The organism is Effusibacillus lacus (assembly GCF_002335525.1).
GTDB classification, from domain to species: Bacteria; Bacillota; Bacilli; order Tumebacillales; family Effusibacillaceae; genus Effusibacillus; species Effusibacillus lacus.
This window is the reverse complement of sequence record NZ_BDUF01000009.1, coordinates 24,111-39,677: the sequence shown is the minus strand read 5'-3', so window position 1 is coordinate 39,677 and position 15,567 is coordinate 24,111. Positions and strand designations below refer to the sequence as shown.

Annotated in this window: 14 protein-coding genes; 1 reads left to right on the top strand and 13 read right to left on the bottom strand. The window is 49.5% G+C overall.

Annotated features, from left to right (window positions below; all coding sequences use genetic code 11):
- The first annotated feature begins 243 nt into the window (after positions 1–243).
- Positions 244–1,143 carry a class I SAM-dependent methyltransferase gene (locus EFBL_RS02445; RefSeq protein WP_096180555.1) on the top strand — a complete coding sequence of 300 codons (900 nt, stop codon included), beginning with the start codon at positions 244–246 and terminating at the stop codon, positions 1,141–1,143.
- A 289-nt stretch (positions 1,144–1,432) separates the two neighbouring features.
- On the opposite strand, the gene EFBL_RS02435 is transcribed toward EFBL_RS02445, so the two are convergent.
- The 13 genes from EFBL_RS02435 to EFBL_RS02375 all read right to left on the bottom strand — a co-directional run bounded on the left by EFBL_RS02435 (position 1,433) and on the right by EFBL_RS02375 (position 15,465).
- Positions 1,433–2,365 carry an MBL fold metallo-hydrolase gene (locus tag EFBL_RS02435; protein ID WP_096180554.1) on the bottom strand — a complete coding sequence of 311 codons (933 nt, stop codon included), beginning with the start codon at positions 2,363–2,365 and terminating at the stop codon, positions 1,433–1,435.
- A gap of 74 nt (positions 2,366–2,439) precedes the next feature.
- The gene (gene icmF, locus EFBL_RS02430) at positions 2,440–5,745 is read right to left on the bottom strand and encodes a fused isobutyryl-CoA mutase/GTPase IcmF (RefSeq protein ID WP_096180553.1); all 3,306 of its coding nucleotides are present in this window, start codon (positions 5,743–5,745) and stop codon (positions 2,440–2,442) included.
- A 67-nt stretch (positions 5,746–5,812) separates the two neighbouring features.
- Positions 5,813–6,436, bottom strand: a complete 624-nt coding sequence (locus EFBL_RS02425) for a TetR/AcrR family transcriptional regulator (protein ID WP_096180552.1) — start codon at positions 6,434–6,436, stop codon at positions 5,813–5,815.
- A gap of 339 nt (positions 6,437–6,775) precedes the next feature.
- On the bottom strand, positions 6,776–6,967 hold the full coding sequence (locus EFBL_RS02420) for a YqgQ family protein (RefSeq protein WP_096180551.1): 192 nt from the start codon (positions 6,965–6,967) through the stop codon (positions 6,776–6,778).
- The gene (locus tag EFBL_RS02415) at positions 6,964–7,761 is read right to left on the bottom strand and encodes an ABC transporter ATP-binding protein (protein WP_096180550.1); all 798 of its coding nucleotides are present in this window, start codon (positions 7,759–7,761) and stop codon (positions 6,964–6,966) included. The genes EFBL_RS02420 and EFBL_RS02415 overlap by 4 nt, the downstream gene beginning before the upstream one ends.
- A gap of 1 nt (position 7,762) precedes the next feature.
- Positions 7,763–8,680 carry an ABC transporter permease gene (locus EFBL_RS02410; protein ID WP_096180549.1) on the bottom strand — a complete coding sequence of 306 codons (918 nt, stop codon included), beginning with the start codon at positions 8,678–8,680 and terminating at the stop codon, positions 7,763–7,765.
- 38 nt (positions 8,681–8,718) lie between these two features.
- Positions 8,719–9,750, bottom strand: a complete 1,032-nt coding sequence (locus EFBL_RS02405) for an ABC transporter substrate-binding protein (RefSeq protein ID WP_096180548.1) — start codon at positions 9,748–9,750, stop codon at positions 8,719–8,721.
- 86 nt (positions 9,751–9,836) lie between these two features.
- Positions 9,837–10,856: an ABC transporter substrate-binding protein gene (locus EFBL_RS02400; RefSeq protein WP_096180547.1), complete on the bottom strand. Its 1,020-nt coding sequence runs from the start codon at positions 10,854–10,856 to the stop codon at positions 9,837–9,839.
- Between the two features lie 54 nt (positions 10,857–10,910).
- Positions 10,911–11,612: an ABC transporter ATP-binding protein gene (locus tag EFBL_RS02395; RefSeq protein WP_096180546.1), complete on the bottom strand. Its 702-nt coding sequence runs from the start codon at positions 11,610–11,612 to the stop codon at positions 10,911–10,913.
- Between the two features lie 5 nt (positions 11,613–11,617).
- The gene (locus EFBL_RS02390) at positions 11,618–12,394 is read right to left on the bottom strand and encodes an ABC transporter ATP-binding protein (protein WP_096180545.1); all 777 of its coding nucleotides are present in this window, start codon (positions 12,392–12,394) and stop codon (positions 11,618–11,620) included.
- Positions 12,369–13,328, bottom strand: a complete 960-nt coding sequence (locus EFBL_RS02385) for a branched-chain amino acid ABC transporter permease (RefSeq protein ID WP_096180544.1) — start codon at positions 13,326–13,328, stop codon at positions 12,369–12,371. The genes EFBL_RS02390 and EFBL_RS02385 overlap by 26 nt, the downstream gene beginning before the upstream one ends.
- A gap of 10 nt (positions 13,329–13,338) precedes the next feature.
- Positions 13,339–14,241, bottom strand: a complete 903-nt coding sequence (locus tag EFBL_RS02380) for a branched-chain amino acid ABC transporter permease (RefSeq protein ID WP_096180543.1) — start codon at positions 14,239–14,241, stop codon at positions 13,339–13,341.
- Positions 14,242–14,304: 63 nt separating this feature from the next.
- Positions 14,305–15,465 carry an ABC transporter substrate-binding protein gene (locus tag EFBL_RS02375; RefSeq protein ID WP_096180557.1) on the bottom strand — a complete coding sequence of 387 codons (1,161 nt, stop codon included), beginning with the start codon at positions 15,463–15,465 and terminating at the stop codon, positions 14,305–14,307.
- Positions 15,466–15,567: the final 102 nt, after the last annotated feature.

The following is a 15,567-nucleotide window of genomic DNA, read 5'->3' as shown; positions in this document are numbered from 1 at the left end:
TTAATTCTGTTGTTGTCAGTGTAATCGTCTCCTGTCCCATGGTGACATTTTCACAGACGAGTTACAGGGTGACAATATCACAGAACAACTACAAGAAAGATAATATATACTTGACAAAAATTTTGTTTTATGGTATTATTAATTTTTTATATGTTGATTTTAGTTTGAGGTTTGATATACTTCTTTTTAGAATGCTAACCCTTCGGATTTCTGAGAGGATTACGCTCTAAAAAGGAGGATATGATGAAAGAAAACCAAGTTAGCCTTACTGCAATAATGACCGCCTACATTCGTGCCTTACATGCCATGAATGATGCACCCAAAATCTTTGATGACTTTCTGGCCTATAGTTTGATACCGGAGGAGAGACGTGTACTCATTGAACAAGGTTTTACTAGGGCTCTCCAGCTTAATGATCCCGAGGGTACTGTGTCGTACTCCGACCAAACGACTACCTTAGCGTCCTTATTGCAAGCCATGGGGTTACCCAATGTCCTTAGCCGTTCACGGTATACGGAGGACAACCTTGAACAGGCTGTAAAACAAGGGATGCAGCAGTATGTGATACTCGGGGCAGGGATGGATACTTTTGCTTTTCGTCGTCCGGATTTGCTAGGGCAGCTTCAGGTGTTCGAGGTTGACCACCCGGCCACACAAGCCTTTAAACGTAATCGACTGGCTGAGTTGGGATGGGAAATTCCGCCAAACCTGCACTTCATACCGGTGGACTTCTCGAAAGAAAGTCTGGCAGAGGCACTCAAGGGATTATCGTACGACCCGCAGACCAAAAGCTTCTTTAGCTGGCTTGGTGTCACCATGTACTTGACCCAAGACGAGGTGTTCGCAACACTGCGTTCCATTACCGATATTGCCCCTATAGGTAGTACGATTATTTTCGATTACTTTGAACCAGAAGAAGCTGCTCCACATATGCAAGAGATGCGGGAGGATTTACGAAAAATTGGCGAGCCGATAAAAACGACCTTCGACCCGTCAACGCTGGCATTAGACCTCGCAAGTTTAGGATACCGTCTCCATGAGAACTTAAGCCCATCCGATATCCAAGAACGCTATTTCCAGGGACGAACGGACGGCTATTATGCGTGTGAGCATGTACACTTTGCGCAGGCAGTGGTCGAATAGAAAGAAGTTAAATTTTATTCCCCCTATCCGATGTTAGTAATGCCGGGTTGAGTACTCGGCTTTTTTGCTACATAATTTTACCAGAATGTAATAATATTACAAGACAATCAAAACTCCGCAAGATGAAAGATCTCAGGAGTCAGAAGAACTCACCGAAAATGGCTACCATCATGAGATTTATCTTTCAAATGCGAGTAGGACTTCACCAACCAAACTGCGAACCATCTTAAGGCAACCAGTCAAAAGAATTGGAGCTTGAAAGCTGAAATCCGGTCTTCATCGTCAGAACTCACTCTTTGCCGGAAATTCGTAAGGTCTCCCCATGTTTGAGTATCTTCAGTTTCGATTGCGGCAGACCCAAGCGGTCCCATTCAGCCAGTAAGCGCTCCAATGCTTCTTTCGGCGTATCATCCGCCAGTCGAAACGCTCCATAGTGCATGGGAATAAACTGATCCGCCCGCAAGTCCAAATATGCTTTCACCGCTTCCTCCGGAGTCACATGCTGCGCCGACATAAACCATTCCGGTTCGTAAGCGCCGATCGGCATCAATACATAGTCAATGTCAAAGCGTTGCCCGATCTCCTTAAAGCCCCGGAAATACCCACTGTCTCCGACAAAATGCAACGTGCTTCCGGCAGAGGTGATCACCCAACCGCCCCAATGGGACGTGTTGGTATCCCAAGGAGTTCTCCTCGACCAATGTTGTGCGGGGACAAAGTGGAACTCCACTCCTCCGATTCGTTTCTGATCCCACCAGCAAAGTTCTTCCACCTGCCGAAAACCCTTTTTGCGGAACAGCTTACCAAGTCCTTCCGGCACCAAATGCAACGGGTTCCCTTTTAATCCGCGAAGGGAGGCAAAGTGCAAATGATCATAATGACTATGCGAAATGAGCACCACATCTATGTCCGGCAATTCAGCCAAATGTATCCCGGGAGGAGCCAGTCGTTTTTCAAATCCCATGCGATTGGCCCAAACAGGATCTGCCAGAATGTTTAACCCGGACATCTGCAGCAATAAAGTCGAATGACCAATCCAGGTGATGGTGCCCGCGCTTCGATTCATCCGTAAGAAATCTGTCTCTACATTTTCCGCCTGCGGTATCCTAAACGAAAAGTCCTTGTTTTTCAATTTCCTTTCCTTTTGCCAGCGGAGCATGTCTTGGAAACTTCCCGTTTTCCCAACGTTGTCCAGATTGTGATAGCGTTTCGTTCCTGCCATAGATTGAGACTCGACCACCTTAGACATACAATTTATAGAGAAAAAAGCCCGCCAAAGCGGACTTTCCTGCATTCTTACATATTTCTTCTATATTGTCCTCCCACTTCGTACAGCGCTTGGGTAATCTGGCCAAGTGAGCAGTACTTCACTGTCTCCATCAGTTCTTCGAAGATGTTGCCGCCGTCCTGAGCCACCTGCTGCAGGCGCTTTAACATCTGAGGAGCACGATCCTTGTTGCGCTCCTGGAATTCCCGCAGATTGGCGATCTGCAGTTCTTTCTCCTCCTTTGAGGCCCTTGCCAGTTCGATCTTTGGCGGTTCGTAATCTTCCGCCAAGGTGGCCGGGTTCTCAAAGGTATTGACCCCGATAATCGGCAGTTCCCCACTGTGTTTCAGCTGCTCGTAATACATCGATTCTTCCTGGATCTTTCCGCGCTGGTACTGGGTCTCCATGGCTCCCAGAACCCCGCCGCGGTCGCTGATTCGCTGGAATTCAGCCAGAACCGCCTCTTCCACCAGATCGGTCAACTCTTCAATGATGAACGCCCCCTGCAGCGGATTCTCATTTTTCGCCAAGCCAAATTCCTTGGTGATGATCATCTGAATGGCCATGGCACGGCGGACCGATTCTTCCGTCGGAGTGGTGATTGCTTCGTCATAAGCATTGGTATGCAAACTGTTGCAGTTGTCATAGATGGCAAGCAGCGCCTGCAGAGTCGTCCGTATGTCGTTAAAATCAATTTCCTGGGCGTGCAGGGAACGACCGGAGGTCTGGATATGATACTTGAGTTTCTGTGAACGCTCGTTGCCGCCATACTTGTTCTTGATTACGGTTGCCCAGATTCTGCGCGCCACCCGCCCCATGACGGCATATTCCGGATCCATGCCGTTGGAGAAGAAGAACGACAGATTTGGGGCAAAATCGTCGATGTGCATACCCCGGCTCAGGTAATATTCCACATAGGTAAACGCGTTGGACAGGGTAAAGGCCAGCTGGGAAATCGGGTTGGCGCCCGCTTCCGCGATGTGATAGCCCGAAATGGACACCGAATAATAATTGCGCACCTTGTTGTCGATAAAATACTGCTGAATGTCCCCCATCATTCGCAAAGCAAATTCGGTTGAGAAGATGCAGGTGTTTTGTCCCTGATCCTCTTTCAGGATATCGGCCTGCACCGTACCCCGGACATTGGACAGTGTATAGGCTTTGATCTTTGCGTATTCATCCGCATCCGGTTGCCGCCCGTTTTCCTCGACAAACTTTTCCACCTGTTGTTCGATGGCGGTGTTCATATACATCGCCAGAATGATTGGCGCAGGTCCGTTAATCGTCATGGATACGGAAGTGGAAGGATGACAAAGATCGAATCCGGCATAGAGTTTTTTCATATCGTCAAGAGAGCAGATTGATACCCCTGATTCGCCAATCTTTCCGTAGATGTCGGGCCGGTAGTCCGGATCGTTGCCATACAGGGTAACCGAATCAAATGCGGTGGACAACCGCTTGGCTTGGTCGTTCTTGGAGAGGTAATGGAAACGGCGGTTGGTCCGTTCGGGAGTGCCCTCCCCGGCAAACTGCCGCTTCGGATCTTCTCCTTCCCGCTTGAATGGGAATACGCCTGCCGTGTAAGGGAACTCGCCCGGGACGTTTTCCTTCAGACTCCATTTCAAGATTTCTCCCCAATCGGCAAAATCGGGCAAAGCAATCTTAGGTATGCGCAACCCTGATAAAGAGGTCGTGTACAGTTTTGTGCGGATTTCCTTGTCACGGACCTTGGTTACAAACTCGTCCTGCCTGTATGTTTCCTTAAGGGAAGGCCAATTTTCCAGAATCTGTTTGCATTCCGGATGAAGTTTGCTTTCGAAGTGGTTGATCTGTTCATTCAGCGCTTTCAGAAGTTCCGGGTCCGTATTGATTTGCGCAAGCGTTTCCTTCGCTCCGTTCAATTGGAACAGCTTGCGCGCAATCGCCACCTGTTCTTCCGTAAACTTTTTGTATTGGCGGACGGTGTTTACAATTTCAGCCAGATAGAGAGTCCGCTCAGGCGGCACAATGTAATTTTTCCTGCTGCTTGTTTCTTTGATCTCGAGGGAGGACTTCCATTCGGTGCCGCACTTCCTGTTAATGGTGTCAATCAGTGCACGGTACAACACATTGGTTCCCGGATCGTTGAATTGACTGGCGATTGTTCCGTAAACAGGCAGTTCTTCATCTTTCGCATGAAACAGGTTATGGTTGCGTTGATACTGCTTCCTGACGTCACGCAGCGCGTCTTCCGAACCTTTGCGTTCAAACTTGTTGATGGCTATCAGATCCGCATAATCCAGCATGTCGATCTTCTCAAGTTGGGAAGGAGCGCCAAACTCCGAAGTCATCACATACATCGCCACATCGGCAACTTCTGTGATCCCCGCATCCCCTTGGCCAATTCCCGAGGTTTCCACGATAATCAGGTCAAATCCGGCCGCCTTCACCACATTGATCGCATCGATGATGGCCGAGGACAGTTCAGACTTCGATTTGCGGGTAGCCAATGAACGCATGAACACACGGGGGTTGTGGATCGAGTTCATGCGGATGCGGTCGCCAAGCAGGGCCCCACCCGTTTTTTGCTTGGACGGGTCTACCGACAGAATCGCTACCGTTTTGTCCGCAAAGTCGTTCAGGAAACGGCGAACCAGTTCATCTGTCAAGGAGGATTTTCCCGCTCCTCCGGTGCCTGTAATACCGATGACCGGAACGTTCCCGGCCTTTTCCTTAACCGCAGACAGAATCGCCTCAGCTGTTGGAGCGGACTCGGAAACATTGGCATTTGCCAGAGAATCCGCAGCGTTGTCAACTTCTCTTGCCTGGACTGCATCTTCAGCCAATGTGATCAGCCTGGCAATGACCAGGGAGTTTTTCTCCTGTAACTGTTGCATTTCATCTTTAAGATCACGAACGGTCGGAAAATCGGTATGTTCCAGCATGTGATTGATAATGCCCTGCAATCCCATTCGCCGCCCGTCATCGGGTGAATAGATCTTTGTGATACCGTAAGTCTCCAGCTCCCGGATCTCCTCGGGAACAATCACTCCGCCTCCGCCGCCGAAAATTCGGATATGCCCCGCTCCTTTTTCCTGCAACAGGTCATACATATACTTGAAGTACTCCATATGACCGCCCTGGTAGGAACTGACGGCTATCCCCTGCACATCCTCCTGAATGGCTGCGTTTACAACTTCCTCCACAGACCGGTTATGGCCGAGATGGATGACTTCCGCACCGGAAGCCTGCAGAATCCGGCGCATAATGTTGATGGACGCGTCATGTCCGTCAAACAAACTGGACGCCGTTACAAAACGGATCTTGTGTTTTGGGCGATAAACAAATGTTTCCATAGTCCCCTCCTCAACTTCCCTTTCCTGAAATCCACCAAACAACCGGTAGAAACAAGGCATAATTCCCTTACCCTTGCATCCCCTGCAGTATCAATGAAGTCTGGTGATCGATATATTGATCCAGCGTATAGTGCCGGCTTAAAACCCAGCGACGAAACGCCCACATCTGTCCCAATACCACGATGTTATGGGCCATCAGCTTGACGGAATCCGGTTCCAGCACCAGTGACCCGTCTTTGATCCCCCGCTCGAGGATTCTTTCAAACCTGCTTGTAATCTCCTCTTCCTTTGCCAGAACATATCGAAGCATGTCACCCGGCAGTGACTTCATTTCCTGATAAATCAGCAGGACATAATCCTGCATCCCGTCCATCACACGATAGAAGTATCGAATGGCATTGACCAGCGTTTCTCGGCCATTCCGCCCGTGTGTCATCTCTTCATCCAGCTTCTGCTCCACGTCGGAGTGGATAAAATCACAGACCAGATACAGAACGTCTTCTTTCGATTGAATGTACTCATACAGGGTTCCGATGCCAATCCCGCTTTCCCTGGCAATCTCCCGGGTGGTTGTCTTGTGAAACCCCTTCTCTACAAACAAGTCGACAGCGGCTCTGATAATCTGGCCCCGCCGGATCTTCACCAATTCCGGATCCTTAACCAGTGAAGGGATCGATTTTGTCTTGGCCACTCCAACTCCCTCTCCTCATCTGCCCGGCAAAACCGGCGTACTGTGCAATCACCTGAATCCAGAACTCGACCGAGCGCTCGTTCAGGTCTCTGCTACTATAGTAATCGGTTTTTCAAGCATCCGTCAATATTAGGGAATGGAAAAACGGGAAATCAGCGATACTGGTAGCGGGGAAGGAGGTGGAAATTCATGGCACGAATCATCGGCGAGAGGCAAAGATGCCAGGGAAATGAATCAGGATGAAGCGCTGTTTCCCATGAAAATTTGGACAGAAGGTGTTTAGCACAAAATGCACCATGCAAAGAATGATACGGTCACTCTCGCAAGGTGCATTTTTACTCAGTGTTTTGCATTTGCTTGTTTAAGGGTCAAGCGCGCATGTAAGTATTCGTCTTCCTCAATCAGCTTCATTTCGTAAAGATCTTCCAGTTCCAATTCCATCAGTACCGCATCGTCCAGTTCGTTGCCGGTATAGATGTAAATGTTGAAGCGTTTCAACAATTGACGCACTTCGTACAGTGACTTATTCATGCCAGGAAATAGCGGTCTTCGGCAAAAGCCTCGCCGCCCCGTGCTTCTTCAAAGGCTTGCAAAAGATCCTTTACGGTCATTCGCTGTTTCTGTTCCTGTGCTATGTCCAGAACGATCCGTCCTTCATGCATCATCAGCAGACGGTTGCCGAGCGTGAGCGCCTGCTCCATGTTGTGGGTAACCATCAGGGTGGTCAGATGATGTTGATCTACCACTTTTTTGGTCAATTCAAGAATCAGTCGAGCCCTCTTCGGGTCAAGTGCTGCCGTATGCTCATCAAGCAGCAGGATTTTCGGTTTGGTAAAAGTGGCCATCAGCAGACTAAGCGCTTGCCTTTGACCGCCCGAAAGAAATCCCACCTTTGTCTTCAGACGGTTTTCCAGCCCTTGATCCAGGATCTCCAGCTGCTCTTGAAACAGTTTTCGTTTTCGGTTGTTTACACCAAGAGAAAGGGAACGTCGCTGTCCGCGTGCGTAAGCGATCGCCAAATTCTCTTCGATTGTCATGTTGGGAGCGGTTCCCGCCATCGGATCCTGAAATACGCGTCCGATGTATTTAGCCCGTTGATGTTCTCCCAATTTGGTAACGTCCACTCCGTCAATCGTCACGGTTCCCTGATCCGGAATCAGTCCGCCGGAGATAATGTTCATCAATGTGGACTTTCCGGCCCCGTTACTGCCGATCACGGTGACAAAATCACGCGGAGCCAGGTGCAGGTTAATGTTTTGCAGGGCGATTTTTTCATTGACTGTTCCTGCGTTAAACACTTTATCAACTTGTGAAATCTTTAGCACGTTATCGCCCCCCCATTGCTTTGCTGCCCTTTTTCCAAGCGCCTTTCATGATTGTCGGCAGAGTCAGCGCAATGATGACCAGGAAGGCGGTAATCATCTTCATGTCCGAGGGAGACAACCCGGAGCGCAGCGCGAATGCAATTACCAGCCGGTAAACGATTGAGCCCAGAATCACCGCCATTGTCGCACGTACGATTGTGGGATTTCCAAACAGGACCTCCCCCACAATCACCGAGGCAAGACCGATCACAATCATGCCGATTCCCATCCCGACATCCGCGAAACCTTGGTACTGTGCCACCAGCGCACCCGACATCGCCACCAACGCGTTTGACAAACTCAACCCGATAATTGTCGCGGTATCGGTATTGGCTCCAAAAGAGCGGATCATTGTCGGATTGTCGCCGGTTGCCCGAACGTCCAGACCCGTGTCGGTATGCAGGAACCAGTCGATCAACAGTTTCACGAGTGCTACGACTACCAGGAAGACGATCGCTGTACCCGTAAACAATGTAATACCCGCAATCGCGATATCAGGCAGCCGCAGATCCTGTATCATCGTATAGAGTGTGTCTTCCCGCAACAGCGGCAGATTCGCCCGCCCCATAATCCGAAGGTTTATGGAATACAGAGCGATCATCGTCAAGATTCCGGCCAACAGACCGTTTATTTTTCCTTTGGTGCTTAAGATTCCCGTGAAAGCTCCAGCCCCCGCTCCCGCCACCATCGCAATGAGGGTGGCGAGAAAAGGATTGAAACCGTCTATGATGAGCTTTGCGGCCAAAGCTCCTCCCAAGGCAAAGCTTCCGTCTACCGTCAGATCCGGGAAATTCAATATTCGAAAGGTCAGATAGACCCCCAAAGCCATGATGGCAAATAACAGTCCCTGTTCGACTGCGCCGTTGATTGCAATCCCCATGTTGTCCTCCCCCGGAAAAACTCAGCGCCATTCCTTTACTACTTCTCAATAACCTCGTTTGCACGGCCCAGCAGCGATTGGGGAATTGTCACGCCCATCCTCTCAGCGGCCTTTTTGTTGATGACCAGTTTCATTTGCGACTGTTTCTCGACAGGCATATCGGCAGGTTTGGCTTGACCCTTCAGAACTTTGGCAGCCATGTCCGCTGTCTGCTGGCCAAGCTTGGTATAATCGATGCCATAGGTTGCGATGGCTCCGCTTTTTACGGTGTTCTCCTCGCCCGCAATCACAGGAATTTTGTTCGCTTCGGCAACGGCAAGTACGGCGGATATGGAAGACACGACCGTGTTGTCAGTCGGCACATAAATCGCATCAACCTTGCCCACCATGGACTCGGCCGCCTGCTTCACCTCAGTCGCAGTTGTGATTGCCTTCTCAACAATCGTCAAGCCCAGTTTCTGGGAAGCGGCCTTTGCCAGATCGACCTGTACCTTGGAGTTCGCTTCGCCTGAACTGTAAATCACGCCAACAGTCTTGGCTCCCGCCTTCAATTCTTTCAGCAGCTGAAGCTGCTCCTCCACCGGATTCATATCGGTAGTACCGGTTACGTTGCCGCCCGGCTTCTCCATGGTTTTCACCAGACCCGCCACAACAGGGTCCGTTACCGCCGTAAACAGAATCGGAGTGTCTTTCAATGTTTGTGCTGCAGCCTGTGCTGTCGGAGTGGCAATCGCCAACACCAGGTCCACCTTGTCACCCTGGAATTTCTGGGCAATCGAGATGGCTGTATCCATGTTTCCTTGAGCGCTTTGCTTGTCGTAAACCACATTCTTCCCTTCCACAAAACCGTTTTTGGCCATTTGTTCGATGAAACCGTTGCGGGCTGCGTCCAATGCCGGATGTTCAACGATCTGAACGATTCCGATTTTGACTTGTTTCTCCGGCTGGCCGGATGAGGCCGGAGCCGGTTGGGTAGAGGCGCCTTTTTGCCCGCACGCTGTGAAGGTTAAAAGCGCTAAAGCAGAAGTGAATGCCAAAGAAATCATTTTGTTTTTTTTGCTGGAAAACATGTGAAGGACCCCCTTTATTTACTTGTAATAGTAGTATCATACCACGCCCGTTTGATTTTTGGGTTATTGAAAACTTTATTCGGATATCACTTGAGGATTTCTTTTGCCTGGTTTTTTAATTCGTCGGAAAGTGTCAGACCAAATGCGGCTGCCGCTTTCTCATGAATCGTCAGGTTTACTTCCCTGGTCACTTCCACGGGCGTATCGGCAACTTTTTGGCCTTTCAGGATCCGGGCCACCATTTCACCCGTTTGCTTGCCCACCTTGTAATAGTCGATTCCGTAGGTTGCAACAGCTCCACGCTTGACAGTATCAATGTCCGAAGCAAATACCGGAATCTTGGCCTTCTGTGCCGGAGTCAATACCCCTTCCACCGAGGCTACCACAGTATTGTCTATTGGAATGAAAATGGCCTGCGCTTTGTCGACCAGGGTTTGCGCCGCCAGTTGAACCTCATTTGAACTGGTGATGCCCGCTTTGAATACCTCGATCCCTTTTTTGCGGGCCGCTTCTTCCATTTCTTTCACCTGCACCTCCGAATTCACCTCGGAGGTGGTATAAATAATTCCCAGCTTTTTGAGGGAAGGGAGAAATTTTTGGATCAATTCCAACTGTTTGTCCATGGACAGTTTATCGGAAGTTCCTGTCACATTCTTGTCGGGTTTGTCCAATGATCCTACCAGTTGCGCCGAGACGGGATCCGTTACGGCGCTGAAAACCACTGGTTTGTCCTGAATCGTTTTCGCTGCCGCCTGAGCGGAAGGGGTCGCAATTGCTACCACTATGTCTTTCTTGTCGGAAGCAAATTTTTGAGCGATGGATACGGTATTGCTCATATCACCATGCGCGTTTTGATAGTCAATCACCAGATTCTTTCCATCCTGATAACCCGCTTCCGCCAGACCGTCAACAATTCCTTTCCGAACAGAATCAAGGGCCGGGTGTTCCACGAATTGGGTAAGGCCTAACGAAATCGTCTTTTCCTGCTTGGCGGTCGATCCGCCGTTGGATGTTTTCGCTGCAGGCTGACCGCCTGTATTTGAACCGCATGCCGCCAATGCAAATGCCAATGTTCCGGACAGCAGCAAACCTAAACCTTTTCTCAAGCTGAACTCTCCTCTCGACAACTCTCTATTCTATTATGCAAAAGTGAATTCGAGTCAGGCTCCCAAATAGGCCTTCTTCACTTCTTCCGACTCCGCCAATTCAATTGCGTTTCCTGACAGGACTATCTTTCCTGTTTCCAATACATAAGCCCGGTGTGCAATCTTCAGAGCCTGGTTCGCATTTTGCTCAACCAGCAGAACAGTTGTGCCCGATTGGTTAATCTCCTGAATGATACTAAAGATCTCTTGCACCAACAAGGGTGCGAGGCCCATTGAAGGTTCGTCAAGCAACAGAAGCTTTGGACGAGCCATTAATGCCCGGCCGATGGCCAGCATTTGCTGCTCGCCGCCCGACAGGGTCCCGGCCTGCTGTTTGCGGCGTTCCTGCAAGCGGGGAAAACGTTGATACACTTTCGCCAGGTCGGTTTTGATTTCGGTGTCTTTGCGCAAGTAAGCACCCAGTTCGAGATTTTCCTCCACCGACATGTTGGCGAATACACGTCGGCCTTCAGGACAATGGATCAATCCCAGTTTGACAATCTCCTGCGCTTTGTTGCCGGCAATCGATTTCCCCAGAAACTCGATGTTGCCAGTCCTTGGCTTCAACAAACCGGAAAGTGTTTTCAACAGAGTTGACTTGCCCGCTCCGTTTGCCCCGATCAAAGAAACAATCTCCCCAGCTTCGACAGTCAGGCTGATCCCTTTCAGTGCGTGAATCGCACCATAATAGACGTTGATGTTGTCCACCTTCAGCACCTTATCTACGCCTCCTGTCCCAGATATGCTTCAATGACTTTCGGATTGTTCTTGATCTCATTCGGTGTACCCTCGGCAATCAACATTCCCCGATCCAGCACATAGATTCTTTCACAGACACCCATTACAAGCGACATGTCATGCTCGATTAACAAAATTGTCAGATCAAACTCCTGTCGAATCCACTGAATAAGATTCATCAGATCATGTGTTTCTTGCGGGTTCATGCCTGCAGCCGGTTCATCAAGCAGGAGCAGTTGCGGACGGGCCGCCAAAGCGCGGGCGATCTCCAGCCGGCGTTGTTCCCCATAGGGCAAATTTTTGGCAAGTTCATCCTTTTTCCCGTCCAATTTAAAGATCTTCAGAAACTCGACGGCTTTTTCTGTCATCTCCGCCTCACCCCTGAAATGAGACGGAAGCCTCAATACGGAAGAGAACACCGAATGCTTGGAATGCTGGTGATACGCGATTTTTACATTGTCCAAAACTGACAGGTTGCCAAACAATCGAATATTCTGGAACGTGCGGGCTGCACCTTTTTGCGTGATCTGATAGGGTTTGCTGCCGCCCACAGACACACCGTTCAAAAGAATTCGCCCTTCCGATGGCTCGTATACACCCGTCAAAAGATTGAACAAAGTGGTTTTTCCGGCACCGTTGGGTCCAATGAGCCCAACCAATTCCCCTTTGCGGATCTGCATGGAAACGTCGGAAACAGCTTTTAATCCTCCAAAGGTACGGCTGGCGTTCTGTACATCAAGAAGGAATGTTTGTTGTGCCATCTTGTACCCCTCTTTTCTTCAGAAAGTTGAAGGTTATTTCGCGTGTTCCCAGCAGTCCTTGCGGACGGAAAATCATGATCAGGACCAGCAATCCCGAATAAACAAGCATCCGGATCTCCGGCCACTCCTGAAGCCATGTATAAAGTAGAGTCAAGACAATGGCACCCACAATGGAACCGGATGTGCTTCCAAGGCCTCCCAAAACCACTATGACAAGAATTTCAAACGATTTGAGGAAATTGAAGCTCTGCGGAGTCAGGATATAGAACATATGCGCCGACAAACCGCCTGCCACACCCGCAAAAAACGCTCCGATAACAAACGCCATCACTTTATACATGGTTGTATTGATACCCATTGCCTCTGCCGCTATCTCGTTCTCTCGAACGGAAATGCAAGCCCTGCCATGGGTGGAATTGACAAAGTTATTGATCACCACGACGGTAATCAAAGTCCAAACAAACACCCAGGTCCAGTTGGTTTCATTCGGGATGCCGCTCAAACCGGCGGCGCCGCCTACGTAATCGGTATTGATCCAAATAATCCGGATGATTTCTCCAAAGCCAAGCGTTGCAATCGCAAGATAATCGCCTTTCAGACGCAAAGACGGAATTCCTATGATCATGCCTGCTGCAGCTGCGGCCAATCCGCCAAGTATCAGAGCCACTACAAATGGCAAATCAAAGTCGAGCGTCAAAATGGCAGACAGATAGGCGCCAATGGACATGAAGCCTGCGTGGCCAATCGAGAACTGCCCGGTTATGCCGTTAATCAGATTCAGCGATACCCCAAGAATAATATTAATGCAGATGAGGATGAGTGTTGTTTTGGTCTGGTCGTCCAGCACCCCGGTCTCAATCAGCAACTGGCATGCCGCGTAGATCAAAACACTAATAACGATTCCGGTCCAGAAACTTTTGTTTTGCAAGCGCATCCGTTGTCACCTACACTTTCTCGCGAACATTCTTGCCAAAGAGGCCCGACGGTTTAAAAATCAGGATCCCGATCAGAATGGCAAATGCAACTCCATCCCGCCACATTGAATACCCAACGGATGAAACACCCGTCTCGATTACTCCAAGCAGCAAACCTCCGACAAAAGCGCCCGGAATGATCCCGATTCCTCCGAGAACTGCTGCGACAAATGCTTTGAGTCCCGGAATAATTCCCATAAAGGGATCAACCGAGCTGTACGTCATTCCGAAAATGACTCCACCTGCTGCCGCGAGCGCGGACCCTACTGCAAAAGTCGCTGAAATTGTAGTATCCACATTGATTCCCATCAAACGGGCCGCTTCCTGATCAAAGGACACCGCCCGCATCGCTTTGCCGATTTTGGTACGGTGGACAACGAACTGCAAAATGACCATCAGTGCGACTGTCACCAAAAGAATCATGATCTGGTTCGAATCAATCTGAACCCCGAAAATCGTATACTGTGTCTTCTCAATAATTTCGGGAAACCCTTTGACCTGTGGTCCGAGAAAATATACCATCAAGTATTCAAGCATGAAAGAAACCCCGATAGCGGTAATCAGAACAGCAATACGGGAAGCGTTACGCAGAGGTTTGTATGCAGTTCTTTCAATCACGATGCCCAGAAGGGCACTTGCAATCATCGAAACCAGCAAAGCAATCAGAAAGATTGCGATTTTGCTTTGCATTCCCTGCGCTTCAAGTGCCTGTACCGAGAATAAACCAACAAATGCCCCCACCATAAACACGTCGCCGTGCGCAAAGTTGATCAGCTTGATAATCCCATATACCATCGTATACCCTAGTGCAATCAGTGCATAGATGCTTCCGACTGAAATTCCGTTGATGATCTGCTGAATAACGTAGTCCATACGGGATTACACCTCTCCCCCATTTAAGAATAAAAGGGGGACCCAGGATCCCCCTCCTTGTGATTAAGGATTGACCTTTGTTTTGAAAGTTTGTTTGCCGTCCTTCATTTCGATAATAACTGCAGATTTGACCGGATTGTGTTTCTCGTCATAGCTGATGACACCGGAAGCCGCTTTGTAGTCTTTAATGGATGCCAAAGCATCTTTGATCTTGGTTCCGTCCGTGCTGTTTGCTTTCTTGATTGCTTCCGCGATCAGTTTAACTGAATCATAACCGAGAATCGCAAATCCGTCCGGGGTTTTGTTGTACTTTTTCTTGAATGCCTCAACAAACGCTTGCACTTCGGGAGTCTTGTCGTCAGCCGCATAGTGGTTCGTGAAGAATGTGTTTTTCAGATTGTCGTTGCCGGCAATCTTTGCCAGTTCTGCGCTGTCCCAACCGTCACCGCCCAGGAACGGAACGGTAATGCCCGCCTCACGGCCCTGCTTGATGATTTTGCCGACTTCTTCATAATAGCCCGGAACGTAGATAACATCCGGTTTCTTGTCCTTGATGCGTGTCAGGACCGCTTTAAAATCGGTATCCCTTTTCTGGTAGTTTTCTTCGGCTACAACCTGCCCACCCAGTTTCGTAAACTGTTCCTTAAAGGACTTGGCGAGACCTTTTGAGTAGTCGTTGGAACTGTCGGTATAGATGGCAGCGGTCTTTGCTTTCAAATCATTGATAGCAAACTTTGCCGCCACAGTTCCCTGGAACGGGTCAATGAAGCTTGCACGGAAAGCAAATTCGTTGAGCTTGCCGCTTCTTTCGTCAACTGTGACTTTTTCAGCCGTTCCCGAAGGAGAAATGAACGGCACTTTTTTCTCTGTAACCGCCGGAATCATTGCTACCGAGTTGCCGGATGTTGCAGCGCCCACAATGGCAACCACTTTCTCGGAGAGAAGTTTTTGCGCTGCGCGGATTGACTCTTCATTCTTCGAAGCGTTGTCCGCTTCAACCAGTTCAAGCTTTTTCCCGAGCACCCCACCGGCATTGTTAATTTCTTCAATCGCCAGTTTCGCGCCGTCGCGGGCAGATGTTCCGTAGGACGCCACGTCTCCCGTCAATTCGAGGTTGGCGCCGATTTTAATCGTTTCACCGCCGGAAGCTCCCCCCGCATTATTGCTGGTCGCGGCCGGTTTGTTTCCGCCGCATCCTGCCAGCGCACCGAATGCCAGGGTCATAATGGCTGTCACCGCAATAAGCTTTTTCTTCAAGTCGACTACCCCTTTCTTTTTGAAAAAAATAAACTCCCAAAGTCTGAATAATCCTAGAAATCATACTAC